Raw genomic sequence first — 23,601 nt, 5'->3', positions numbered from 1 at the left:
AGCGCCGGATCACCTGGACCGGCGCCGAGTCGTCCGCCCGGCGCCGGACAACTGGGATCAGCGGATGCTCTGCGCGAACTCGAACACGTTGTACGGGTCGTACTTGCCCTTGATCCGGGCCAGTCGCGGGTAGTTCTCCGCGTAGTAGGACCGCTTCCAGTCCGGCAGCCGCGGGTCGATGAAGTTCTGGTACGTCTCGCCGTTGGAGTGCGGGTCGAGCGCGGCGAAGCCGTTGTCGACGAAGCGCAGGGCCGAGGCCTTGGCCTCGTCGGCGACCGGTGAGTCGACGTTCGCCGTCAGGAAGCTCGCGGAGAACAGCGTGTCGCGGTGCACATACGCGGTGGAGGTGCGCGACACCGTGTTGACCTGGCCGCCCAGTGCGGACACCTGGAGCTGACGGGCCTGGCCCGCCATCCGGTCCGACTCGAGCACGGACAGCGCCTGCGCCCAGCCGTCACGCGGCATCGCGTCGCTGAACAGACGGCTGCGCCAGGCGCCGAACGCCGGCCGGGGCACCTTCCCGCCCTCGGTGGTGTCGCCGCGGTGGCACTCGTTCACCGTGAGGTCCGCGCACCGGTAGAGGTTCATCATCACCGACTGGTACGGCGCCGTGAACGCCTGCTTGTACAGCGGCGCCTGGCCGACCAGGGAGATCAGCCGGTCCACCTCGGGGGCGAAGCCGGGGCCGAGGTCCACGGAGGCCAGGAAGACGGTCGCGACCGGGACCTTGCCGGGCGCGGCGTCCTCCAGCGTGACGTTCAGACCGCTGCCGATCGTCCACGGGGCGTCCACCAGCCACTTCGCCCAGCCGTCCAGCATGTCCAGCGACTGGTCGAAGCGCCAGGTGAGGGCGGTGACCGCGAGGTTGGTGAGTGGGGTCGGCTCGACCTCGTAGGAGGTCACGATGCCGTAGTTGCCGCCACCGCCGCCGCGCAGCGCCCAGAACAGGTCGCTGTGCTCCTGCGGGGAGGCCGTCACACGACGGCCGTTGGCGAGGACCACCCGGGCGGACCTCACCTTGTCCGAGGCCATGCCGATGCTGCGGGTGAACAGGCCGAAGCCGCCGCCCTGGAGGAAACCGCCGACGGCCACGGTCGGGCAGTAGCCGCCGGATATCGTCAGGCCCTGCGGCGCGAGGGTGTTGGTGACGTCGACGAGCTGTGCGCCCGCACCGATCCGCGTGCTCTCGCTGCCGACGCTGATGCCGTTGAGCTTCGACACGTCGATGACCAGGCCGGGCGTGGTGGAGAACCCGCCCGCGCTGTGGCCGCCGCTGCGCGCGGCGACGGGCAGCGCGTTGTCCTGGGCGAAGCGCAGGGCCAGCGCCACGTCGGAGGCGCAGGCCGCGTAGAGGACACCGCGCGGCGAGGTCGTGTCGAACTGGACCTGGTAGAGCTGCTTGGCGCGCTGGTAGTCGGCGTCCGACGGCAGGACGAGACGGCCCTTGAGGTAGCGGCTCAGCTGGTCCCACCTGACCCCGGAGGCGCGGGCGGTGGTGACGCCGGACAGCGCAGTCGCGGCCAGCGCGGTCCCTCCCGCACCGACGAGGAACGATCTGCGGTTGATCATGTGCTGACTCTTTCGTCGAGGAAACTTGCAGGCCGGATGGAGGGGGGAGCGGAGCGCGCGAACGGCCCCTGGGGCGGGGCACGCCGCGCGCTCCCGCGGGTCAGACGGCGGAGCGGTCCAGCACCTGGGAGAGGGCGTCGGCCAGGGCGGCGGCCGGGTCCTCGGCGGCGTCCACGCTGCGGAAGGCCACGTGGTTGTCGGGGCGGACCAGGACGGCACCGCCGTCGGTGATCTCCCGGACGCCGGCCCAGGCGCCGTCGGCGTCCGTGTACTCGGCGCCGTCACCGACGCGCGCCGTGACGATCGGGACGGAGAACTTCTCCGCCACCTGCGCGGCCGCCTCCGCCCACGCCGAGCCGTCCGCGCCGGTGATCAGCACGAACCCGGTCTCGGTGCCGGCCAGGTCCAGGGTGGACACCCGCCGCCCGGCGCGCTCCAGCCAGGCGTGCGGCAGCCGGTGACCCGGGCGCGTGGTGGCCCGGTAGACGTCGCCGAGCGGGGCGCGGGCCGGCGGGTTGCTGCCGTCCGCGACGACGGCGCCGGCCTCGTAGGCGAAGCCGATCTCCACGTCGTGGGCCTGGCACTCGCCGCGGTGGGTGGCGAAGATCTCCGCGGCCCGCGCCCGCTGGGCCACGCCCGTCGGGGTCGGCGCGAAGTACCCGAAGAACACCGGCACCCGGCGCTCCGGCGGCACGTGCTGGCCGAGACCGACGGCGGCGTCGATGACGACCGTGTGGTTCGACGCGGCGGACATCGCCCAGCCCAGGTTGAACTGGCCGACCGGGCGGCGCTCCGCCTCGTAGGTGTCCAGGAGGCTGTCGGGCGCGCTGCCCTTGACCACGGCGGCGAGCTTCCAGGCGAGGTTGTGCGCGTCCTGGATGCCGGTGTTCAGGCCGAGGCCGACGGCGGGCGGCTGGCGGTGCGCGGCGTCACCGGCCAGCAGCACGCGGCCGTAGCGGTAGTGCTCCGCGAGCACGGCCTCCACGGTCCAGCTGGTGACCTGATGAAGCGTCAGCTCAAGCTCGGGCAGCCCGAGCACCTCGCGGACACGGGCCGCGACGGCCTGCTCGTCCTCGCGGTCCACGCCCGCCAGGGAGAGGTGGATGCCCCACTCCTCGCAGTGCTTGCCCCAGGTCGGGCCCATCTCGATGAGGGCGCTGGAGAAATCCTGGCGGTAGGGGTTGAGGAACCAGGTGATCAGCGAGCCGCCGTTCCACACCTCGGACAGATCGGCCGAGAAGTAGACCGTCGTGGCGTCGAACAGCGCGGGCAGGCCCTGGAGTTGGGCGCCCACCGCGTCACCGACCGTACGGCCGCCGTCCGCGCCGATCACATAACGGGCCTCGACCGTGGTGATCTCACCGGTCGCGGTGTCGCGGATCTCGGCGACGACCTTGTCGCCCTGGTCCGTGAGCGTGGTCAGCTCGTGCCCGAACAGCACCCGCCCGGGGTTGCGCTCCTCGGCGTGCCTGCGCAGGATCGGCTCCAGCCGCAGCTGCGGCAGCTTCGCCGGCATGGCCGGACCGGCCGCCTCGTACGTCTCGCGCAGCGCGCCGCCGCCGAAGCCGTCCATCTCGTGGATCACCCGCGCGTCCAGCGGCTGCCCGCCGGTCAGCGTGGTCTGCCAGCGCACCTTGCCGAACTGCTCGGGCGTGGCGGCCTGTTCGGCCACCGACTCCTCGAGGCCGTGCTGACGGAATATCTCCATCGTGCGCTGGTTGACGTAGTGCGCCTTCGGCAGCTTCGACGTGTCCGGGCGCCGTTCCACCAGCAGGTGCCCGACGCCGTGGTCGGAAAGGAACACCGAGGCGGACAGGCCGCACCCGCCCCCGCCCACGATCAGTACCGGGACTTCGATGGCTCCCATTTCTGTCCTTCCAGAGAGCAGCGGATTGTCAGAGAGCGTTATTTCCGAGGGCTGTTGAGAGCGGCGCCGCTACACCGGGTCCTCGATGGCCGCGTCGGACAGCTGCATGATGTCCATGACCTCGTCGGCCCAGCGGTAGTAGGACTGGAGCTTGTAGTACTCGCCGTCGGGCTGGGAGGCGACGGCGTAGACGAACTTCCGGTTCGTCTGCGAGGCGCGGACGTGCTCCACGAACCGCTCGATGCGCGGGTCGATCGGCACCCCGAGCTCCAGCGGGTTCGCGGTCGCCACGGCGAAGCAGATGCGCTCCAGCCTCGGGGCGTCCCAGCTGACCGTCACGTAGATGCCGAACGCCTTGCGGCCCAGCGCGATCATGCGCTCGGTCGGGGCCGCCTGGCCGGCCTCGGCCAGCATCGAACGGATGGCCTCCGGCTCGAAGCACTCGGCGGGCTGCTCGCCGAAGTAGATGTTGACCGTCTTGTTGCGGTAGTCGATGCCGAGCAGACCGGCGGTGTCGCCGAGGCCGTGCCGCTGGAAGAAGTCGATGCTCGCGCCCAGACCGCGCGGCATGGAGGGGATCCCGGCGAGCTTCGCCACGCTCTGGAGGTCGGTCCGGGGAAGGACGATCCAGATCTTCTTGAGGCCCCCGACGATCCCGAAGTCGATGCCGTAGCTGTCGACGGGGCAGTGCGCCCGGATGTCCCCGAGCAGTTCCCCGACGGGGTGGCCGGTCCTCGGGAGCAGGCCCTTCTCGACGGCCCGCTGGTACGGATCGACCTCGCGCGGCACCGTGAACCGGGTGTCGAGGTCCCCGGCCCGGCGTTCCCCGGTCGCCACCCGGAACGCGACCACGGCCTCCGCGAGACCGTCGCCGTACGCGTTCAGCAGGGGCAGTACCTTGTCCGGCTCGCACGGCACTTCCAGCGTCCGAGCCGATTCCTCGATCGCCGCGTAGAGGCCTCGCACCGCGTCCTCCGGGCCGGCCCAGGCCGCTTCACTGATGGTGGTGTCCTGATGTTGGCGCTCCATGCGCCCAGGTTGGGACACCGTTCTTGGCCGGCACTGTTCCGTGACTTGCCGCCCGCTTGGCGGGGTGCCCGGGCGGCCCCCGGGCCCGCCGCGTCAGTTCCCCTCCCGGCTCCCGGCCCTCGCGGACAACGCGATCCCCGGCACGACGAGCGCGACGCTCGCGTGCACCTCGTAGCCGTCGAGGACACCGAGCCGCCGCACCAGGCCCATGTCCCGGTGGACCCACTCGTGCAGCAGACCGGGGACGCCCTGCGCCAGGGCGAGGAATCCGAGCACTTCCAGCACGGGTTTCCTCATGCCCACGACTCTCGCGCCGCCGCCCCGCCCCGCGCATCGGGCGGCGGGGCGGCGACCGAAGCCGCCGGTCACGGCGGGGCCGCGGTCCGAAGGATGACGATCGCGCGACTTAAGCAGCCGGTCGTCGGCGCGGGGAAGCGTCGGGGCGCCCACCTGCGTAGATTGGTCGACCGTGAGGACCGAGGGCAGTCAGTCGACGGGGCCGGCGTTCGAGGGGCGCCGGTGGCTGTTCCCGTCCGCCGTGATCCACGAACTCGACCCCGGCGCCGTGCGACCCGGCCACCGTCCGCGGCGCACCGCGCGCGACTGGCTCGTCGACTGCACCTTCTTCCTCGTGGCCGTCGGCTTCGCCGTACTGGCCGCCGAAGCCGTGTCGCGCGAGGAGGACCTGCCGGACGGCCTCGTCCTGCTCGACCAGTGGCTGGGCGCCCTGGCCTGCGTCGCGGTGTGGCTGCGCCGCCGCCGGCCGGTCGGGCTGGCCATCGCCATGATCCCGGTCGGGCTCCTGTCGATGACCTCGGGCGGCGCCGGGCTGATCGCCGTCTTCACGCTCGCCGTGCACCGGCCCTTCCGGTACGTGGCGTGGATCGGCGGCGTCTGGCTCGCGTTGCAGCCCCTCTACTACTGGCTGCGGCCCGACCCCGATCTGCCCTACCTGGTGGCGGTCGCGTTCAGCGTCCTGTTCACCGTCGCGGTGATCACCTGCGGTCTGCTCGTACGGTCCAGGCGGCAGCTGGTGGTGACCCTCCAGGACCGGGCGCGCCGGGCCGAGACCGAGGCGGGGCTGCGGGCCGAGCGGGCGCAGCGGCTGGCCCGCGAGGCCATCGCCCGGGAGATGCACGACGTGCTGGCGCACCGACTGACCCTGCTCAGCGTGCACGCCGGGGCGCTGGAGTTCCGGCCGGACGCGCCCCGCGACGAGATCGCGCGGGCGGCCGGTGTCATCCGGGAGAGCGCGCACGACGCCCTCCAGGACCTGCGGGAGATCATCGGCGTGCTGCGGGCGGGCGAGTCCGACGACGCGGGCCGGCCGCAGCCGACGCTGGCCGCGCTGGACACGCTCGTCGCCGAGTCCCGCGAGGCGGGCATGAAGGTCACGCTCGCCCAGCAGATCACCGACCCCGCCGACGTGCCCGCCTCCGTCGGCCGCACCGCCTACCGGATCGCGCAGGAGTGCCTGACCAACGCCCGCAAGCACGCGCCCGGCGCCGAGGTCACCGTGACGGTCACCGGCACCCCGGGCGACGGCCTGACCGTGGCCGTCCGCAACCCCGCCCCCGACGGCGAGGTCCCGCCCGTCCCCGGCTCCGGCCAGGGCCTCATCGGCCTCACCGAACGGGCCACGCTGACCGGCGGCGACCTGCGTCACGGACCGACCCCGGAGGGCGGCTTCGAGGTACGGGCGTGGCTGCCGTGGGGATAGTGCCCTTCTGACGGCTCTCCGCGGCGCCGCGACGCCCGCCACGCCCTCCCCACCGCCTCAAGGGCGTGGGAGTACCCCCAGTCGCACGGCGCGGAGCCACCTGTCCCTCCGCACCGCACGCCGATCGCACGCACCGAACGCCGCTCCTTCTCCCACGGAGATCCGTCAGAAGGGCACTAGCGGCACGGCCCGGCCGTTGGGACGGGTGAGGGCACACCGCAGGGGCCGGGTGCCGTGAGGGGGAGACCATGACCGAGGTCATCGACCTGGGCCGGTACGGCGACGCGTTCCGCACCGACCCGCATCCGGTCTACGCCGAGCTGCGCGAGCGCGGCCCGGTGCACCGTGTACGGCCGCCCGGCGCGGAGGCCGAGCACGAGAGCTGGCTCGTCGTCGGGTACGAGGAGGCGCGCGAGGCGCTCGCCGACCCGCGTCTGGCCAAGGACCCCGCGAAGCTCGGGATGACCTTCCTGGACGAGGAGCACATCGGCAAGTACCTGCTGAGCGTCGACCCGCCGGACCACACCCGGCTGCGCTCCCTCGTCTCCCGCGCCTTCACCGCGCGCCGGGTGGAGCAACTGCGCCCGCGCGTGCAGCAGATCACCGACGACCTGCTCGACGCGATGCTGCCGCGGGCCGGCGCCGACCTCGTCGAGTCCTTCGCCTTCCCGCTGCCCATCACCGTCATCTGCGAGCTGCTCGGCATCCCCGAGATGGACCGCGCCGAGTTCCGCAAGATCTCCACGGAGGTGGTCGCGCCCAGCAGCCCCGGCAGCGAGTACGACGCCGTGCTGAGCCTCGCCGCGTACCTCACCGAGCTGATCGAGGACAAGCGCAGCGGCGGGCCGAGCGACGACATGCTCAGCGACCTGATCCGCACCACCGCCGAGGACGGCGACCGGCTCTCCGCGAGCGAACTGCGCGGCATGGCCTACCTGCTGCTCATCGCCGGCCACGAGACCACCGTCAACCTCATCACCAACGGGGTCCACGCGCTGCTCACCCACCCCGGCCAACTGGCCGACCTGCGCGCCGACATGGGCCTGCTGGACGGCGCGGTCGAGGAGATGCTGCGCTGGGAGGGCCCGGTGGAGAACGCCACGTTCCGGTTCGCCGCCGAGCCCCTGGAGATCGCCGGGGTGCCGATCGCCCAGGGCGAGTCCGTGCTGGTCGGCCTGACCGCCGCCGACCGTGACCCGGCCCGCTATCCCGACGCCGACCGCTTCGACATCCGCCGCGACCCGCGTGGCCATGTCGCCTTCGGCCACGGCATCCACTACTGCCTGGGCGCCCCGCTGGCCCGGCTGGAGGGCCGTATCGCGGTCCGTACGCTGCTGGAGCGCGCTCCGGGTCTCGCCCTGGACGGACCGGCCGGAGAGTGGCTGCCGGGCATGCTGATACGCGGTGTGCGCACCCTGCCGGTGCGCTGGTGACCGGCCGATCCGGCCGCTCGCCCGACCGGCAGTCCGCCGACCGGCAGTCCGCCGACCGACAGCCCGCCGACCGACAGCCCGCCGACCGTCCGTACGCCCCGGAGGCCGCCCGCAGATGACCCACCCCTCCGACCCCGCCGCCGAGCCGTCCCGCCGCGAGACGTCCTCCGACCCCGCCGCCGGGTCCGCCCGTCCCGGGGCGTCCGCCGCGCTCGACCTCGGCGCGGCCGAACTGGCCCTGCACGCCCAGCCCTTCAGCAAGCTCCTCGGTACCCGCCTGCGCTCCTTCGGCGACGGCGAGTGCACCCTGGAGCTCGACATCCGTGAGGACCTGCTCCAGCAGAACGGCTTCGTGCACGGCGGGGTCCTCTCCTACGCCGCGGACAACGCCATCACCTTCGCCGCCGGCACCGCGCTCGGCGCCGCCGTGCTGACCTCGGGGTACTCCATCCAGTACATCCGCCCGGCGGTCGGCAGCCTGCTGCGCGCGCGGGCCGAGGTGGTGCACGCCGGGCGCCGCCAGGCCGTGGTCCGCTGCGAGGTGCTCACCGTCGCGGAGGACGGCACACAGACCCTGTGCGCGGTCGCGCAGGGCACGGTCCTGTCGGCGGGCAGACCCTGAGAACCCGGACGCGGGCCTCGCGGCCGGGCCCAGGTGTCCGGCGTCGCGGCTCGTGGCCGGGGCGATCGGCCTGGCGGCCCGAGGCCCAGGCCCCGGTGTCGTGCCCGCCTGCTCAGGCCCCGGTGCCGCGCCCGCCTGCTCAGGCCCCGGTGTCGCGCCCCCCGGCGATCTCGGCGAGCCGTACGGACCGGCGCTCGCGCCGGGACACGTCACAGGCCTCCGCGATCCGCAGGGCCTGAAGCGCCTCGCGTCCGTCGCAGGGGTTGGCCCGCTCGCCGCGCACCACCTCGATGAACGCGGAGAGTTCGGCCTCGTACGCGGGCCCGAAGCGTTCCAGGAAGCCGGTCCAGGGCTTGGTGGCGGCCGGCGGCCCGGTCGGTTCGGTGGACGCGATCGGTGTGCGGTCGTCGAGGCCGACGGTGATCTGGTCCAGCTCCCCGGCCAGTTCCATGCGCACGTCGTAGCCGGCGCCGTTCAGCCGGGTCGCGGTCGCGGTCGCGAGGGTGCCGTCGTCGAGGGTGAGCACGGCCGCGGCCGTGTCCACGTCACCGGCGTCCCGGAACATGGCGGGACCGGCGTCGGACCCGGCGGCGTACACGTCGACCACCTCGTGGCCGGTCACCCAGCGCAGCGCGTCGAAGTCATGGATCAGGGTGTCCCGGTACAGCCCGCCCGACAGCGGCAGATACGCGGCCGGGGGCGGCGCCTGGTCGGAGGTGATGGCCCGCACGGTGTGCAGCCTGCCCAGCCGCCCGCCGCGGATCGCGTCGCGCGCGCCGGTGTAGCCGGTGTCGAAGCGGCGCTGGAACCCCATGTGCAGCACGGTCCCGGCCGTCTCCACCTCCGCGATGGCCTGAAGCGTGCCCGGCAGGTCCAGCGCGATGGGCTTCTCGCAGAACACCGGCAGCCCCGAGCGGGCCGCCCGGCCGATCAGTTCGGCGTGCGCCGAGGTCGCCGTCGTGATCACCACGGCGTCCACGCCCCACTTGAAGATCTCGTCCACGCCGGGCGCCGCGGTCTCGCCCAGCCGGTGCGCCACCTCCTGCGCCCGCACGGGGTCCACGTCCGTCACGATCAGGGACCCGACCTCCCGATGACGGCTCAGTGTGTTGGCATGGAAGGTGCCGATGCGGCCCGTACCGATGACCCCGATGCGCATGGAATCAAGGTGAGGGCCGACCGGGCATCTGTCAACGTGCATGTCCGGACAATCTGACTACACAACTTCCCGTCATCCCGTCACGGAGCTACGCTCGGGCCGTGCCGAAACCTGAAGTGGATCCGACCGTGCGGCTCGGACTGAGCGTCGACCGGAGTTCGCCGGTCCCGTTGTACTTCCAGCTGTCCCAGCAGCTGGAGGCCGCGATCGAGCACGGCACCCTCACCCCCGGCAGCCTCCTGGGCAACGAGATCGACCTCGCGGCCCGTCTCGGACTCTCCCGCCCCACCGTCCGGCAGGCCATCCAGTCCCTCGTCGACAAGGGTCTGCTGGTGCGCCGCCGGGGCGTCGGCACCCAGGTCGTGCACAGCCAGGTCAAGCGCCCGCTGGAGCTCAGCAGCCTCTACGACGACCTGGAGGCGGCGGGCCAGCGCCCCGGGACGAAGGTGCTGGTCAACACGGTGGTCCCGGCTTCCCCCGAGATCGCGGCGGCGCTCGGTGTCCCCGAGGGCGGCGACGTCCACCGCGTCGAGCGGCTCCGGCTCGCGCACGCCGAGCCGATGGCGTACCTCTGCAACCACCTGCCGCCCGGACTGCTCGACCTGGACAGCGCCCAGCTGGAGGCCACCGGACTGTACCGGCTGCTGCGGGGCGCCGGGATCACCCTGCACAGCGCCCGGCAGTCGATCGGCGCCCGCGCCGCCACCGCCGTCGAGGCCGAACGGCTCGCCGAGGGCGAGGGCGCGCCGCTGCTCACCATGGTGCGCACCACCTTCGACGACACCGGCCGCGCGGTCGAGCACGGCAGCCACACCTACCGCGCCTCCCGCTACTCCTTCGAGTTCCAGCTCCTCGTACGTCCCTGAGGGCGCCCCTCTGGCGTCTCCCGACCTTCGCGCCGTCGCCGAGTTCGTCGCAATGTCCGGACAATCCAGCCGACGCGCGCCCCCGGCCACCAGGTCCCTGAAGGATGCGGCCGCGGCACGGGACGAGGCTCTGGGTGTTGTTCTCATCACCCACAACCCCCCACCACGTCTACCCGGTCGGCGACCGCTTCGTGCTGCTGAAAAGGGGCACGATGGTGGGGAACCACAGGCGGGACCGGATCACTCCGGACGAGCCGACACACCAGACAGCAGGCGGCACGGAGCTGGAGGCCCGAGGCCACGAACTGCGGCGTGGACACGGGCGCGGGACTGTGTCCGTCTGCAGCTCCGCCGCGGGGCGCGATCAACCACAGATCACCCGCGCACGTCATATGAGACGAGCCACCTCGCTGCGCCACCGCCCACACCCAGCGTGAGCGTACGGCAGAATCAGGCCCTGATGAGCACCTACCGCGACCTAACCGCCCCCATCGGCTCCCGCCGAGCCCCCGTGCTGCGCACGGTCGGCACCAGGGAACGCCGCTCGCACCTGACGGCCCCCCGTGTGCCGACCGTCGGCATCGACATCGGCGGCACCAAGGTGATGGCGGGTGTGGTCGACGCCGACGGCACCATCCTGGAGAAGCTCCGCGCCGAGACGCCGGACAAGTCCAAGAGCCCCAAGGTCGTCGAGGACACCATCGTCGAACTGGTCCTGGACCTGTCCGACCGGCACGACGTGCACGCGGTCGGCATCGGCGCCGCGGGCTGGGTCGACGCCGACCGCAACCGCGTCCTGTTCGCCCCCCACCTGTCCTGGCGCAACGAGCCGCTCAGGGACCGCCTGTCAGGCCGCCTCTCGGTGCCCGTCCTCGTCGACAACGACGCCAACACCGCCGCGTGGGCGGAGTGGCGCTTCGGCGCCGGACGCGGCGAGGACCACCTGGTGATGATCACCCTCGGCACCGGCATCGGCGGCGCGATCCTGGAGGACGGCCAGGTCAAGCGCGGCAAGTACGGCGTCGCGGGCGAGTTCGGCCATATGCAGGTCGTGCCCGGCGGCCACCGCTGCCCGTGCGGCAACCGCGGCTGCTGGGAGCAGTACAGCTCCGGCAACGCCCTGGTGCGCGAGGCGAGGGAACTGGCCGCCGCCGACTCCCCGGTGGCGTACGGGATCGTCGAGCACGTCAAGGGACAGGTCGCCGACATCACCGGCCCGGTGATCACCGAGCTCGCCCGCGAGGGCGACGCCATGTGCATCGAACTGCTCCAGGACATCGGCCAGTGGCTCGGTGTCGGCATCGCCAACCTCGCCGCCGCCCTCGACCCGTCCTGCTTCGTGATCGGCGGTGGCGTCTCGGCCGCCGACGACCTGCTGATCGGCCCCGCCCGTGACGCGTTCAAGCGCCACCTGACCGGCCGGGGCTACCGCCCCGAGGCCCGGATCGTCCGCGCCCAGCTCGGCCCCGAGGCCGGCATGGTGGGCGCCGCCGACCTGGCCCGACTGGTCGCCCGCCGCTTCCGGCGTGCCAAGCGCCGCCGCGTGGAACGCCACGAGCGCTACGAACGCCTCGCCGCCCGTCGTACGGAGGACTCGCTGTGACCGGGTCACTGCCCCACCAGTCCGGTCCGCCCGACGAGCCGGCCCACGACGCCGAGGACCGCCGGCACCGCAACCGCCGCCGGGCGCTCACCCTGCTGATCATCGTGCTGCTCATCGGTGTGCCGGCCGGCTATCTGGCGATCTCCGCCGAGCAGAGCCGCGACAGCGGCAAGGACAAGGAAGCGCGCTACTCGGCGCGCGGCCTGACCGAGGACTGGCCGTCCAAGGTCCAGCGCCGCCTCTACCAGGTGCCCGTCCCGCACCCGTCCGGCAAGGTCGCCTACTACGAGACCAACAACTGGCGGACCAGCAGGCTCTACGTCCAGTTCCAGACGCCGAACGCGAACCTGGACGAGTTCCTGCGGAACATGGGCACCGACCGCACCGCCCTCCAGCGCGACGACATCACCATCGGCGCCCGCGACCAGAGGATCACCGGCTGGGACTTCAGCGGGCCGGGCCCCTGGTACGGCCTCGTCCACGAACAGGACAAGCCCGCGCCCACCCAGGACGTGGTCGTGAACATGTCCGAGCCGAACAACCCGTTCGTGTACGTCGTCTCCCGCACGGTCCCGTGACGGAGCGGCCCCGGCCGTTCCCCGGGGCCCGATGTCAGACCCCGCCCGTAGAGTCGAAGACCTGGATCCGACGTGCGGAGGGGAGGTGGCGGGACCGATGAGCGGCACGGCGACGGCGACAGCCGCGCAGGCACCCGTCGTGCCCCGTGTCCCCGCGCGCCTGGCGGCCGTGTTCCTGCCCGCGCCGCTGCCGCGCGACAGCCGCGTCGCGTTCTGGGACCCCGAGGGCGAGGCCGCGCCCTTCGACGGCCCCACCGAGCTGACCGTGGTCCGCCCGCACGGCAAGGGCGTCCGCCGGGTGCGGACCACCGCGCTCACCCTGTCCCTCGCCGAGGCCCTGCCCGTCCTGGTCCGGGCCCGGCGCGACCCCGCCGCCCACCCGGCCACCGTCTGCTGGGGCGCGGCCGCGCTGCACGCGCTGCGGATCGCCGCCCGGGGACGGCTGCTGCCCGGCCTCACGCCGTCCGGGCACGACGCCTGGCGGGCCGGACCCCTCGACCCGGACGACATCGCGCATCTGCGCGCGGTGGCCGCCGCCCTGCCCGCCGAGGGACACGCCGTCCCGCTGCCCGGACCCGGCCCCCTCCGGCTGCCCGAGCCGGAGCCGCTCGTGCGCGCCTTCCTCGACGCCGTCGCCGACACCCTGCCCCGCACACCGGCCGCCCCGCACGCCGTCGGCAGGCCCTTCGCCGACCACCGCCCCCAGCGGCTGCCCGACGCCGAGGCGTGGGCCGCGGAGGTCGCCGCGGGCATGGACGCGGGCGTGCGCGTCTCGCTGCGCCTGGACCTCTCGGCGCACGAGGTGTTCGACACGGACGGGGCGGACGCCGACGGTGCCTCCGGCCGCGGCCTGCGGCGCGCGGGGGCGGCGCTCGTCCAGGTGCACAGCCTGGCCGACCCCACCCTCGTCACCGACGCCGCCGCGCTGTGGGCGGGGGAGGCCGACACCGCGTTCGGGCCCCGCGCGCGGGTGGACGCCGCGCTCGCCGTCCGCCGTGCCGCCCGCGTCTGGCCGCCGCTGGAGCGCCTCGCCGAACAGGACGTGCCGGACGTCCTGGCGCTGTCCGAGGAGGAACTGGCCGACCTGCTCGGAGTCGCCGCCTCCCGGCTCGCGGCGGCGGGCGTCGCCGTCCACTGGCCCCGCGACCTCGCCCGGGACCTCACCGCGGCCGCGGTGGTACGTCCCGCGCCCGGCTCGGCGACCGACGGCACCGGCTTCTTCGAGAGCGAGGAACTGCTCAGCTTCCGCTGGCAGCTGGCCCTCGGCGGCGACCCCCTCACCGAGGGCGAGATGGACGCCCTGGCCGAGGCCCACCGCCCCGTCGTCCGGCTGCGCGACCAGTGGGTGCTCGTCGATCCCGCGCTGGTCCGCAAGGCCCGCAGGCGCGAACTGGGCCTGCTCGACCCGGTCGACGCGCTCTCGGCGGCGCTCACCGGCAGCGCGGAGATCGACGGGGAGACCGTGGAGGCGGTGCCCGTGGGCGCGCTCGCCACCCTGCGCGACCGCCTCACGGCCGGGGTACTGCCGGCCCGGCCGCCCGCCGGACTCGCCGCCACCCTGCGCGACTACCAGCTCCGCGGTCTGGCCTGGCTCGACCTGATGACCTCCCTCGGCCTCGGCGGCTGCCTCGCCGACGACATGGGTCTCGGCAAGACCGTCACGGTCATCGCCCTGCATCTGCGGCGCGCCCGTACCGAACCGACCCTGGTGGTCTGCCCGGCCTCGCTGCTCGGCAACTGGCAGCGGGAGATCAACCGCTTCGCGCCCGGCGTCCCCGTCCGCCGCTTCCACGGCCCCGAGCGCAGCCTCACCGACGTCGACGGCGGCTTCGTGCTCACCACCTACGGCACCATGCGCTCCGCCGCGGCCACCCTGGCCGAGCAGAAGTGGGGCATGGTCGTCGCCGACGAGGCACAGCACGTGAAGAACCCGTACTCCGCCACCGCCAAGGCGCTGCGCACCATCCCGACGCCCGCGCGGGTGGCCCTCACGGGCACCCCCGTGGAGAACAACCTCTCCGAGCTGTGGGCCCTGCTCGACTGGACCACCCCGGGCCTGCTCGGCCCCCTGAAGTCCTTCCGCGCCCGGCACGCGCGCGCCGTGGAGAACGGCGAGGACGCGGAGGCGGTGACCCGGCTGGCCCGGCTCGTGCGGCCGTTCCTGCTGCGCCGCAAGAAGTCCGACCCGGGCATCGTGCCCGAACTGCCGCCCAAGACCGAGACCGACCATCCGGTCCCGCTCACCCGCGAACAGGCCGCGCTGTACGAGGCGGTGGTCCGCGAGTCGATGCTCGCCATCGAGACCTCCGAGGGCATCGCCCGGCGCGGACTGGTCCTCAAACTCCTCGGCGCGCTCAAGCAGATCTGCGACCACCCGGCGCTCTACCTCAAGGAGGGGCACACCCCCGCCGACACCGACCGGCTCGCCGCCCGCTCCGGCAAACTCGCCCTGCTGGACGAGCTGTTGGACACCTTGCTCTCCGAGGACGGCTCGGCCCTCGTCTTCACCCAGTACGTCGGCATGGCCCGGCTCATCACCGCGCACCTCGAGGCCCGCGCGATCCCGGTGGAGCTGCTGCACGGCGGCACGCCGGTGGCGGAGCGGGAGCGCATGGTCGACCGCTTCCAGAGCGGCGCCACCCCGGTGCTCGTGCTCTCGCTGAAGGCCGCGGGCACCGGCCTCAACCTCACCCGCGCGGGCCATGTCGTCCACTTCGACCGCTGGTGGAACCCGGCCGTCGAGGAGCAGGCCACCGACCGTGCCTACCGCATCGGGCAGACCCAGCCGGTGCAGGTCCACCGGCTCATCACCGAGGGCACGGTGGAGGACCGTATCGCCGAGATGCTCGCGGCCAAGCGCGCCCTCGCCGACGCGATCCTCGGCTCCGGCGAGTCGGCCCTCACCGAGCTCTCCGACCGGGAGCTGTCCGACCTGGTCTCCCTGCGGAGGCCGGCATGACGGACGAACACCCCGCCGACGAGGCCCGCCGCGCACTGCGCGCCGCGTTGCGGCGGGCCACCCCGGACCCGGACACCGAGCAGCCCCCGGCCGGTCCGCGCCAGGCCGCCCCCGCACGACCCGAGGACGGCCGTCCGCGCCCCGGTGACGCCGCCCGCGCCGCGCTGAGGGCCGCCAGAGCCGCCCACCGCACGGAAGACGCGGCCCGGCGCGACGCCGAGCAGACCGGCGGGCACCCCGAGCAGGACGACAGGCACCCCGAGCAGGGCGACACCGCCCCGGCGCCCACCGTCACCGCACCGGGCCCCGGCCCCGGTCCCGCCGCCGAGCCCCGGCCGTCCGCCAGGACGGTCGCCTCACCCGCCTCACCCGCCGCGCCCGAGAAGGACCCGCTCCCCGAGCCCGCCGCCGAAGCGCCCGCCCCGCCCGCCGGAGAAACACCCGCCTCGGCCGCCAAGAACCGCCTCCGCGAAGCCCTCGCCGCCCACCGCCAGTCCCGCGCCACCGGCGAGACCGCCCCGCCCCCGAAAACCGTCACCCGCACCTCGACCTCGAAAGCCCCCGTCGGCACCCCGACCCGAAAGGCCCCCACCGCCACCCCCGCTCCGGAAGCCGACCCACCGGCGGCCCTCCACTCCGCCCATCCGGCGCCCCGCTCCGCGCACCCGACCCCCCAGACCATGGCCACCCCCCACCGTGACGGCGATCTCCGCCGCACCTTCCCCGCCCTCGCCCCCACCACGGGCGCGGCCGCCTTCGCCACGACCTGGTGGGGCAACGCCTGGGTCACGGCCCTGGAGGAGGGCGCGCTGGACGCCAAGCGGCTGGCGCGCGGCCGCGGTTACGCCGAGCAGGGCCATGTCGACGCGATCACCGTCACCCCCGGACTGGTGCTGGCGTACGTACAGGGCAGCCGCCCCCGCCCGTACCGGGTGCAGGTCCGGCTGCGCACGCTCGACGACGCCGACTGGGAGCGGTTCCTGGACACGGCGGCCGAACGGCCCGCGCACATCGCCGCGCTGCTCGACAAGGAGCTGCCCCCGGCCCTCGCGGAGGGCGGCACCCCGCTGCTGCCCGGCCCGGGAGACCTGGCGCCGCAGTGCAGCTGCCCGGACCGCGGCCACCCCTGCAAGCACGCCGCCGCCCTGTGCTACCAGACCGCCCGGCTGCTGGACGCCGACCCGTTCGTGCTGCTCCTGCTGCGCGGCCGGGGCGAACGGACGCTGCTGGACGCCCTGTCACGGCGCAACGCGGCCCGCGCGGCCCGGGCCGCCCGCGAGCGGGAACCTGCGGCGCTGCCCGCCGTCCGGGCGAGCGAGGTGCTCGCACGGCGCGAACGGCCGCCGCTGCCGGACCCGTTGCCCGTCCCCGCGCACCCCGAGCAGCCCCCCGCCTACCCGGCGGCCCCCGGCGGCCCGGACCCCCTCGCGCTGGACCAGCTGGCCACCGACGCCGCCGCGCGGGCCCACGCGCTGCTCGCCACCGGCCGCGACCCGGTCGCCGAACTGACCCTGTGGCAGGACGCGGTGCGCCTCGCCGCGGCCCGGCCGGGTTCCGGGCTGACCGCGGGCACACGCGCGTTGTACGCCTCGCTCGCCGCCGCGGCCGGACGCACACCGGCCGAACTGGCGCGCGCCGTCGCCGCCTGGCGGCAGGGAGGCCCGGACGGGCTCGCCGTGCTGGAGGAGCCCTGGGACCCGCCGGCGGGCCGCTTCGACCGTGCGCGCCCCCTGCTCCTCGCCGCCGACCTGCCCGCCTTCCGTCCCACCCGCAACCGCCTCACCCACCCCGGCGGCCATGTCCAGCTCCGCCTCGGCCGCGACGGCCTGTGGTACGCCTACGAGTCGGAGCCCGGCGCCGACGACTGGTGGCCGCGCGGCACCCCCGACCACGACCCGGTGGGCGCCCTCACCGGCCTCGGCACAGAGTCCGGCCTCTGACCGCTTGCCGGGCCCCGGCCTGCCGCGTGCCGCCGGGGCACCTGCCCATGCCGACGGGTCTGCCGCGCGCCGCCAAGGCACCTGGCCACGCACCCGTCCACGTACCCGCCCGTCCCGCCGCGGCCACTACTGCGCGGGGAGTACCGCAACCGTGGTAGTGGCCACGCCATAGTGCCTGCGTACGCACATCGACGCCGTGAGGCGGCCTCACCAGGATTGAGGGCGACGCTCAGCCACTCGATCGAGGAGAGACGATGCCAACCGAGACTCGGCGCGCGGAAGGGGCCCTGGCGGGGCTGGCGCGGTTCTGTTACCGGCGCCGCCGTCTGGTCCTCGTGACCTGGATCATCGGCGTGATCGCCCTGGCCTTCGTCGGCTTCCGCTGCAACGTACAAACACTTCCGCCTTGCTGCTCTCCGGTCCGCACGCTGACCCGCGCGCATCGACCGTCCAGGGGACGCGATGAGACACATGACGGCCGATGCGCGCGAAGTCATGGTGATGGCTCAGGAGGTCGCCAGACTTCGAGACGCTGTCCAACTCGAGCCCAGAGATGTCGCGTTGGCCGTGCTGATCCTCCACTTCATCCGCGTGCCGGAGGGAGTGGAGGCCTCGAGAGCCGCATCGCACTCACCGCGGCAACTGCCGATGGCGATGAGGTGCAGCAGATCATGACCGCGTAAGGAGGCGACCTCCGAAACGTCGACCTCGTCGAACTGGCGCAACCCAAAGCTTCCGGCCTCGCCGGATACCTGGGTCCTGTGCAGCGGGCATCAAGGGATCACTGACCGCCCTGACCCTTTGACTCTGCGTGGCCTCGGCGCAGGAACGACCGGATGAGGCCCACTGGTTGCTGACTGTCTATTGCTCCGCAGGCGCGTCAGCCGCAGGAGGAAACGGATATGCCGTTGGTGAGGCGCCAGGATCTCGAGGTGTATGTCGAGTTCTACGCTCTCTGGACGGAGGACTCGGACGAGGTGGATCCCGGCGAAGTTCCGGTGCCCGCCGAGACTGAACTCCTGGCATCGCGTGACCGGCGGCTGTGTTTCAGGAGCGGCGGTCACACGCATTCAGCCGCGAGCACCACGGAGATCTGGGACCGGGAGCCGCCTCAGGACGAGCGTGAAACCTGGGAAGCGTGCGCGGACGCCGAGTGGTTCTGCAGGTCCGGGGAGGTGGCACTGTGGTCGTACGGAGGACCGAGCGAGCCCCTCGTGGAACTGGGACTGCCGGACACATCGTGGCAGGTGCGGGCTTATGTCACTGGCCAGGAGCGTGCACGGCGGCTCGCTCAGCAGGGGGCGCCTGAAGACGTGGAACGATTTCTGGTGCAGTTCTGGCCAGCGAAGTGAGGGGCAGGCCTGGCGGTGGCGCGAGGCCTGCCCCTCGGCGCCTGCTCTGTCCGTCTGCCGTCCCGTCGTGGGACCGAGAAGGCCACGAGCGCACGCCGCAGAGCCCGTAGGCTGGGACCGGCGATGTGAGATCTCGTGAGAGATGAGAGAGTCGACGGGTGAGCGAGACACCACCGAACATCCTGCAGTACCGCCTCGAAGGGCCGGAAGACGCCCCCGTCCTGATTCTCGGACCCTCACTGGGGACCACCTGGCACATGTGGGACCGCCAAGTGCCGGAACTGGCGCAGCAGTGGCGCGTCTTCCGGTTCGACCTGCCGGGCCACGGCGGGGCGCCCGCCTACCCCGCCGGGTCGGTCGCGGATCTGACGGCACGGCTGCTGGCCACCCTCGACGGGCTCGGCGTGCAGCGGTTCGGCTTCGCGGGCTGCGCGCTCAGCGGCGCCGTCGGCATCGAGCTGGCGCTGCGTCACCCCGAGCGCCTCGCCTCGCTGGCGCTGATCGCCACCTCGCCGCGGTTCGGCACCGCCGACGAGTTCCGCCAGCGCGGGGTGATAGTCCGTACGAACGGACTCGACCCGATCGCGCGCACCTCGCCCGAACGCTGGTTCACCGCCGGATTCGCCGCCGCCCAGCCCGCCATCACCGACTGGGCCGTGCAGATGGTCCGCACCACCGACCCCGGCTGCTACATCGCGGCCTGCGAGGCGCTCGCCGCCTTCGACGTACGCCCCGAACTGACCCGGGTCGGCGTGCCGACGCTGGTGCTGGTCGGCTCCGAGGACCAGGTCACCGGACCCGCCGAGGCGCGCACCCTGGTCGCCGGCATCCCGGACGCCCGACTGGCCGTCGTGCCGGGAGCCTCGCACCTGGTGCCCGTCGAGCAGCCCGCGGCCGTCACCGACCTGCTGCTGCGGCACTTCTCCACGGCCTGGCAGAACGCCCAGGACTCCGGCACCGGCCAGATCCCGATGCCGCTCGCCCCGGCCCAGCCGTTCCTGGTGCCCGCGCAGGCCGCGCCGATCGCCGAGCTCGCCCCGCCCCCGGCCCGGCCCGAGGCGGGCGGCCGGGCCGACGCCTACGAGACCGGGCTCAAGGTGCGCCGCGAGGTGCTCGGCGACGCGCACGTGGACGCCACCCTGTCCCAGGCCGACGACTTCGCCGCCGACTTCCAGGACCTGCTCACCCGGTACACCTGGGGCGAGATCTGGGACCGGCCGGGACTGGACCGCCGGGCCCGCAGCTGCGTCACGCTCACCGCGCTGGTCGCGGGCGGACACCTGGACGAGTTCGCCGTGCACACCCGCGCCGCCCTGCGCAACGGCCTCACCCCGGCCGAGATCAAGGAAGTGCTGATGCAGGCGGCCGTGTACTGCGGGATGCCCGCGGCGGGCAGCGCGTTCCGGGTCGCGCAGCAGGTCATCCGGGAGGAGACCACCCTCCAGGACTGAGGCCCCGGGCGGGCACGGCGGCGGTGGGCGCGGGCCGGAGCCGCGCGGCAGGATGGTGGTCATGAAGCTCACCAAGATGTCGCACGCCTGTGTCCGCCTGGAGAAGGACGGCCGTGCCCTCGTCGTGGACCCGGGCATGTTCACCGAGCCGGACGCCGCGCTCGGCGCGGAGGCGATCCTGGTCACGCACGAGCACCCCGACCACTTCGACGAGGGCCGGCTGCGCGCCGCCCTGGAGGCGAACCCGGCGGCGGCCGTCTGGACCCTGAAGTCCGTCGCGGACCAGCTCTCGGCGGCGTTCCCGGGCCGGGTGAACACCGTCGGGCACGGCGACACGTTCACCGCCGCCGGCTTCGAGGTCGAGGTGCACGGGGAACTGCACGCGGTGATCCACCCGGACATCCCGCGCATCACCAACGTCGGCTATCTGGTCGACGGCGGCCGGGTCTTCCACCCCGGCGACGCCCTCACCGTCCCCGGACGCTCCGTGGAGACCCTGATGCTCCCGGTGATGGCTCCCTGGAACAAGATCTCCGAGGTGATCGACTACGTCCGCGAGGTACGTCCGCAGCGCGCCTACGACATCCACGACGCCCTGCTCACCGACCTGGCGCGGCCCATCTACGACCGCCAGATCGGCGCCCTCGGCGGCGCGGAGCACCTGCGGCTGACCCCGGGCGACTCCGCCGAGGTGTGACGGCCGCGGACGGGCGTTGTCAGACCCTCCGGGTAGGTTGTGAGGCATGCGCATCGCGACCTGGAACGTGAACTCGATCACCGCCCGCCTGCCGAGGCTGCTGGCCTGGCTGGAGAGCAGCGGCACCGACGTGCTGTGCCTCCAGGAGGCCAAGGTCTCCGAGGAGCAGTTCCCGGCCGACCAGCTGCGCGAGCTGGGCTACGAGTCGGCGGTCCACGCCACCGGCAGGTGGAACGGGGTGGCGGTGCTCTCCCGCGTGGGCCTGGAGGACGTGGTCAAGGGCCTGCCAGGCGGCCCCGGCTACGACGGCTCGGTCGAGCCCCGTGCCGTCTCCGCGACCTGCGGCCCGGTCCGCGTCTGGTCGGTCTACGTGCCGAACGGCCGCGAGGTGGACCACCCCCACTACGCGTACAAGCTCCAGTGGTTCGAGGCCCTCAGAGCCGCCGTCGCCGGGGACGCGACGGGCAGCCGCCCCTTCGCGGTCCTCGGTGACTACAACGTGGCGCCGACCGACGACGACGTCTTCGACGTGGCGGCCTTCGAGGGCGCCACCCATGTCACCCCCGCCGAGCGGGCCGCCCTGACCTCGCTGCGGGAGGCCGGACTGAACGACGTGGTGCCGCGCCCCCTGAAGTACGAGCACCCCTACACCTACTGGGACTACCGCCAGCTCTGCTTCCCCAAGAACCGCGGGATGCGCATCGACCTGGTCTACGGCAACGAGCCGTTCGCCAAGGCCGTCACCGACGCCTATGTGGACCGTGAGGAGCGCAAGGGCAAGGGCGCCTCGGACCACGCCCCGGTGGTCGTGGACCTGGACGTCCAGTAGGGCGGCCGGGTTCCGCCGGGTGACGCGGGCATGGCCGCGCCCGCGGGCCGGGGGGCCCGGACCCGCGGGCGTGGGCGGAAGCGGCGGATCGGCGGATCGGCGGATCGTCAGAGGGTCTCCAGATCCACCGCCGCGCCGAGCGCGGCCATCCCCGCGTCACCCGGGTGCAGATGGTCGCCGCTGTCGTAGGCGGGCAGCATCCGGGACGGGTCGGCGGGGTCGCGCAGCGCGGCGTCGAAGTCGGTCACCCCGTCGAACACCCCGCTCGCCCCGGCCCGCCGGATCCAGGTGTTCAGCTCGGTCCGCTCGGCCTGTACGGCCGGGGTGCAGTTGGCGTGGCCCGCGCAGGGCAGAAGGGTGGCCGCGAGCACCCGCAGTCCGCGCTCACGGGCACGGTCCGCGATCTCGCTGAGGCCGGTCGCGACCTGATCGGCGTCGACGCCGCCGATCAGGTCGTTGATGCCCTCGAAGACGAAGAGGGTGCGCACGGAGGTCTGGGCGAACACGTCCCGGTCGAGGCGGTTGAGGGCGCTGACCCCCCAGGTGGTGGTCTGGGTGCCGTCGCCGGGGTAGCGGTCCTGGGTGACGCGGTTGCCCGAGACTCCCTGGTTGAGCACGCCGTAGCGTGGCAGGGAGGCCTGCGACCCGAGCCGGTCGGAGAGCACGTCGGGCCAGCGCCGGTTGGCGTCGGTGGTGGAGCGTCCGCCGTCGGTGATCGAGTCGCCGAGCGTCACCACGGAGCCCGGCCCGCCGGTGACGTCCACGCCGGTCAGCAGCGGCCAGTGGGTGATCGTCGTGGTGTACGCGGCACCCGACACATCGGCCGTGTGGTCGCCGGGCTCGCTGACGTACGACCGCTGCACCGCGAGGGAGTGCACGGGCAGGGCGCTCACCGTGCCGGCCAGCCGGAGGCTGACGAGCAGATTGGTGTCCGCGGGCACCTCGAAGTCGAGCGGGTCGCTGTAGACCTGCGCGCCCGCCGCCAGTGAGACGCCCGCCGAGCCGTCGAAGCCGAGCGGCACGGGCGCGGTGAGGGCGTCCGCGCCCTGCCCCTGCACGGCCACCGACGCGGCGCCGATCGTCACCGGGCCGGACGCGAAGGTGTTGTCGAAACGCAGCCGTACCCGCGGGCCGCCCGTCGAGGTGTGCACCACCAGCCGCAGCGTGCGGTCGGTCCACGGCCCCACGGCCGGGTGCCCCGCGGTCGCCACCCCCCAGGTGCCGGTCCAGCCGGTCGTCGCCGGGCGCACCGAGAGCGCGAGAACGTGCAGATCACCGGCCTGCGGCAGGCGCACCGCGCTGACCTCGCGGTTGCCGTCGAGCGGCACCGTCACCACGTACAGCCTTGCCTTCTCGGCGAGTTGTCCGCCGGGGGTGTTGATGTGCGGCAGGGCGACGGCCTTGGCGGCCAGGGGGCCGGTGCGCCAGTCGGGGGCGGTGAGGCGGTAGAGGCCGGTGGTGCCGTCGCCGTACTCGACGGTGCCGGTGCCGCTGGTGTCGGCGCCCGTGCCCGAGACGAGGAAGGCGAGCGCGTCGCCGTGGCCGGTGACCCGCACCAGCTGTCCGGCGGCCCGTACGTTGTCCGGGCTGCCGGGCGCGCCGCGCGACCAGGTCAGCCGGGCGCCCTGCACCGTCAAGGTGCGGCCCGCCGTCCAGCCCGCGGCGGCGAGGTCCTGGGCCGACAGCGAGCCGCCCGCGCCGTCGAAGTCGGCCCTGCCGGGCCGGGCGTCGTCGCTGACGGCGGTGTTGTCGAACAGCCGCTCCAGCGGCTGTGGGAGTGCCGCCACCGACGCCGTCGCGCTCGGCGTGTTCGGCGGGACCGCCGACGCGAGCATGACGAACAGGGCGGCAGCGATGATCCGGCGTCCCCGGCGTACCAACCGATCCTCCAGGTCACAGGTGGGGCGAATCGGCCGCTGTGCACTCG

19 protein-coding genes and 1 pseudogene are annotated in these 23,601 nt (G+C 73.6%); 14 read left to right on the top strand and 6 right to left on the bottom strand.

Annotation, left to right across the window (positions count from 1 at the left end; translation table 11 throughout):
* Window positions 1–57: 57 nt before the first annotated feature.
* From ACFYR0_RS03520 to ACFYR0_RS03505, 4 genes are all read right to left on the bottom strand, one after another.
* Entirely contained in the window at window positions 58–1,569 is a 1,512-nt protein-coding gene (locus tag ACFYR0_RS03520) for an FAD-binding oxidoreductase (RefSeq protein ID WP_389321425.1), read from the bottom strand.
* A 100-nt stretch (window positions 1,570–1,669) separates the two neighbouring features.
* Window positions 1,670–3,436 carry an FAD-dependent monooxygenase gene (locus ACFYR0_RS03515; protein ID WP_389321424.1) on the bottom strand — a complete coding sequence of 589 codons (1,767 nt, stop codon included), beginning with the start codon at window positions 3,434–3,436 and terminating at the stop codon, window positions 1,670–1,672.
* Between the two features lie 69 nt (window positions 3,437–3,505).
* Window positions 3,506–4,465 (bottom strand): aromatic prenyltransferase, encoded by a 960-nt coding sequence (locus ACFYR0_RS03510; protein ID WP_389321423.1) that lies wholly within the window; start codon window positions 4,463–4,465, stop codon window positions 3,506–3,508.
* Window positions 4,466–4,558: 93 nt separating this feature from the next.
* Window positions 4,559–4,762: a hypothetical protein gene (locus ACFYR0_RS03505; RefSeq protein WP_389321421.1), complete on the bottom strand. Its 204-nt coding sequence runs from the start codon at window positions 4,760–4,762 to the stop codon at window positions 4,559–4,561.
* Window positions 4,763–4,934: 172 nt separating this feature from the next.
* Here ACFYR0_RS03505 and ACFYR0_RS03500 point away from each other — a divergent pair, with 172 nt between their 5' ends.
* The 4 genes from ACFYR0_RS03500 (at window position 4,935) to ACFYR0_RS03485 (ending at window position 8,240) form a co-directional block, all read left to right on the top strand.
* Complete coding sequence (locus ACFYR0_RS03500) at window positions 4,935–6,185, top strand: histidine kinase (RefSeq protein ID WP_389321419.1); 1,251 nt, start codon at window positions 4,935–4,937, stop codon at window positions 6,183–6,185.
* A gap of 248 nt (window positions 6,186–6,433) precedes the next feature.
* Window positions 6,434–7,618, top strand: a complete 1,185-nt coding sequence (locus ACFYR0_RS03495; protein ID WP_389321417.1) for a cytochrome P450 — start codon at window positions 6,434–6,436, stop codon at window positions 7,616–7,618.
* Window positions 7,615–7,737 carry a hypothetical protein gene (locus tag ACFYR0_RS03490; protein WP_389321415.1) on the top strand — a complete coding sequence of 41 codons (123 nt, stop codon included), beginning with the start codon at window positions 7,615–7,617 and terminating at the stop codon, window positions 7,735–7,737. Before ACFYR0_RS03495 ends, ACFYR0_RS03490 begins: the two co-directional genes overlap by 4 nt.
* Window positions 7,734–8,240 (top strand): PaaI family thioesterase, encoded by a 507-nt coding sequence (locus ACFYR0_RS03485; protein ID WP_389321413.1) that lies wholly within the window; start codon window positions 7,734–7,736, stop codon window positions 8,238–8,240. The genes ACFYR0_RS03490 and ACFYR0_RS03485 overlap by 4 nt, the downstream gene beginning before the upstream one ends.
* 139 nt (window positions 8,241–8,379) lie before the next feature.
* On the opposite strand, the gene ACFYR0_RS03480 is transcribed toward ACFYR0_RS03485, so the two are convergent.
* Window positions 8,380–9,399, bottom strand: coding sequence for a Gfo/Idh/MocA family oxidoreductase (locus tag ACFYR0_RS03480; RefSeq protein WP_389321411.1), 1,020 nt, complete (start codon window positions 9,397–9,399; stop codon window positions 8,380–8,382).
* Between the two features lie 128 nt (window positions 9,400–9,527).
* Between ACFYR0_RS03480 and ACFYR0_RS03475 the strand changes: the two genes are divergently transcribed.
* The 10 genes and pseudogenes from ACFYR0_RS03475 to ACFYR0_RS03430 all read left to right on the top strand — a co-directional run bounded on the left by ACFYR0_RS03475 (window position 9,528) and on the right by ACFYR0_RS03430 (window position 21,674).
* The gene (locus ACFYR0_RS03475) at window positions 9,528–10,265 is read left to right on the top strand and encodes a GntR family transcriptional regulator (protein WP_389321968.1); all 738 of its coding nucleotides are present in this window, start codon (window positions 9,528–9,530) and stop codon (window positions 10,263–10,265) included.
* 97 nt (window positions 10,266–10,362) lie between these two features.
* A pseudogene (locus ACFYR0_RS03470) lies at window positions 10,363–10,582 on the top strand (sugar ABC transporter ATP-binding protein); the annotation flags it as partial.
* A 143-nt stretch (window positions 10,583–10,725) separates the two neighbouring features.
* The gene (locus tag ACFYR0_RS03465; RefSeq protein WP_389321409.1) at window positions 10,726–11,868 is read left to right on the top strand and encodes an ROK family glucokinase; all 1,143 of its coding nucleotides are present in this window, start codon (window positions 10,726–10,728) and stop codon (window positions 11,866–11,868) included.
* Window positions 11,865–12,446, top strand: a complete 582-nt coding sequence (locus tag ACFYR0_RS03460) for a sugar kinase (RefSeq protein WP_389321407.1) — start codon at window positions 11,865–11,867, stop codon at window positions 12,444–12,446. Before ACFYR0_RS03465 ends, ACFYR0_RS03460 begins: the two co-directional genes overlap by 4 nt.
* Before the next feature lie 97 nt (window positions 12,447–12,543).
* Window positions 12,544–15,405 (top strand): DEAD/DEAH box helicase, encoded by a 2,862-nt coding sequence (locus ACFYR0_RS03455; RefSeq protein ID WP_389321405.1) that lies wholly within the window; start codon window positions 12,544–12,546, stop codon window positions 15,403–15,405.
* Entirely contained in the window at window positions 15,402–17,345 is a 1,944-nt protein-coding gene (locus ACFYR0_RS03450) for an SWIM zinc finger family protein (protein WP_389321403.1), read from the top strand. Before ACFYR0_RS03455 ends, ACFYR0_RS03450 begins: the two co-directional genes overlap by 4 nt.
* A gap of 932 nt (window positions 17,346–18,277) precedes the next feature.
* Complete coding sequence (locus ACFYR0_RS03445) at window positions 18,278–18,697, top strand: hypothetical protein (protein ID WP_389321401.1); 420 nt, start codon at window positions 18,278–18,280, stop codon at window positions 18,695–18,697.
* A gap of 158 nt (window positions 18,698–18,855) precedes the next feature.
* On the top strand, window positions 18,856–20,148 hold the full coding sequence (locus ACFYR0_RS03440) for an alpha/beta fold hydrolase (protein WP_389321399.1): 1,293 nt from the start codon (window positions 18,856–18,858) through the stop codon (window positions 20,146–20,148).
* A gap of 61 nt (window positions 20,149–20,209) precedes the next feature.
* Window positions 20,210–20,845 (top strand): MBL fold metallo-hydrolase, encoded by a 636-nt coding sequence (locus tag ACFYR0_RS03435; protein ID WP_389321397.1) that lies wholly within the window; start codon window positions 20,210–20,212, stop codon window positions 20,843–20,845.
* A 46-nt stretch (window positions 20,846–20,891) separates the two neighbouring features.
* The gene (locus tag ACFYR0_RS03430) at window positions 20,892–21,674 is read left to right on the top strand and encodes an exodeoxyribonuclease III (RefSeq protein ID WP_389321395.1); all 783 of its coding nucleotides are present in this window, start codon (window positions 20,892–20,894) and stop codon (window positions 21,672–21,674) included.
* 107 nt (window positions 21,675–21,781) lie between these two features.
* Here ACFYR0_RS03430 and ACFYR0_RS03425 read toward each other — a convergent pair whose 3' ends face one another.
* Entirely contained in the window at window positions 21,782–23,509 is a 1,728-nt protein-coding gene (locus ACFYR0_RS03425) for an SGNH/GDSL hydrolase family protein (protein ID WP_389321965.1), read from the bottom strand.
* Between the last annotated feature and the right edge of the window lie 92 nt (window positions 23,510–23,601).

The sequence above is a fragment of the Streptomyces sp. NPDC005017 genome, assembly GCF_042873115.1.
Classification (GTDB): domain Bacteria; phylum Actinomycetota; class Actinomycetes; order Streptomycetales; family Streptomycetaceae; genus Streptomyces.
This window is presented reverse-complemented; position numbering and strand designations above follow the sequence as displayed.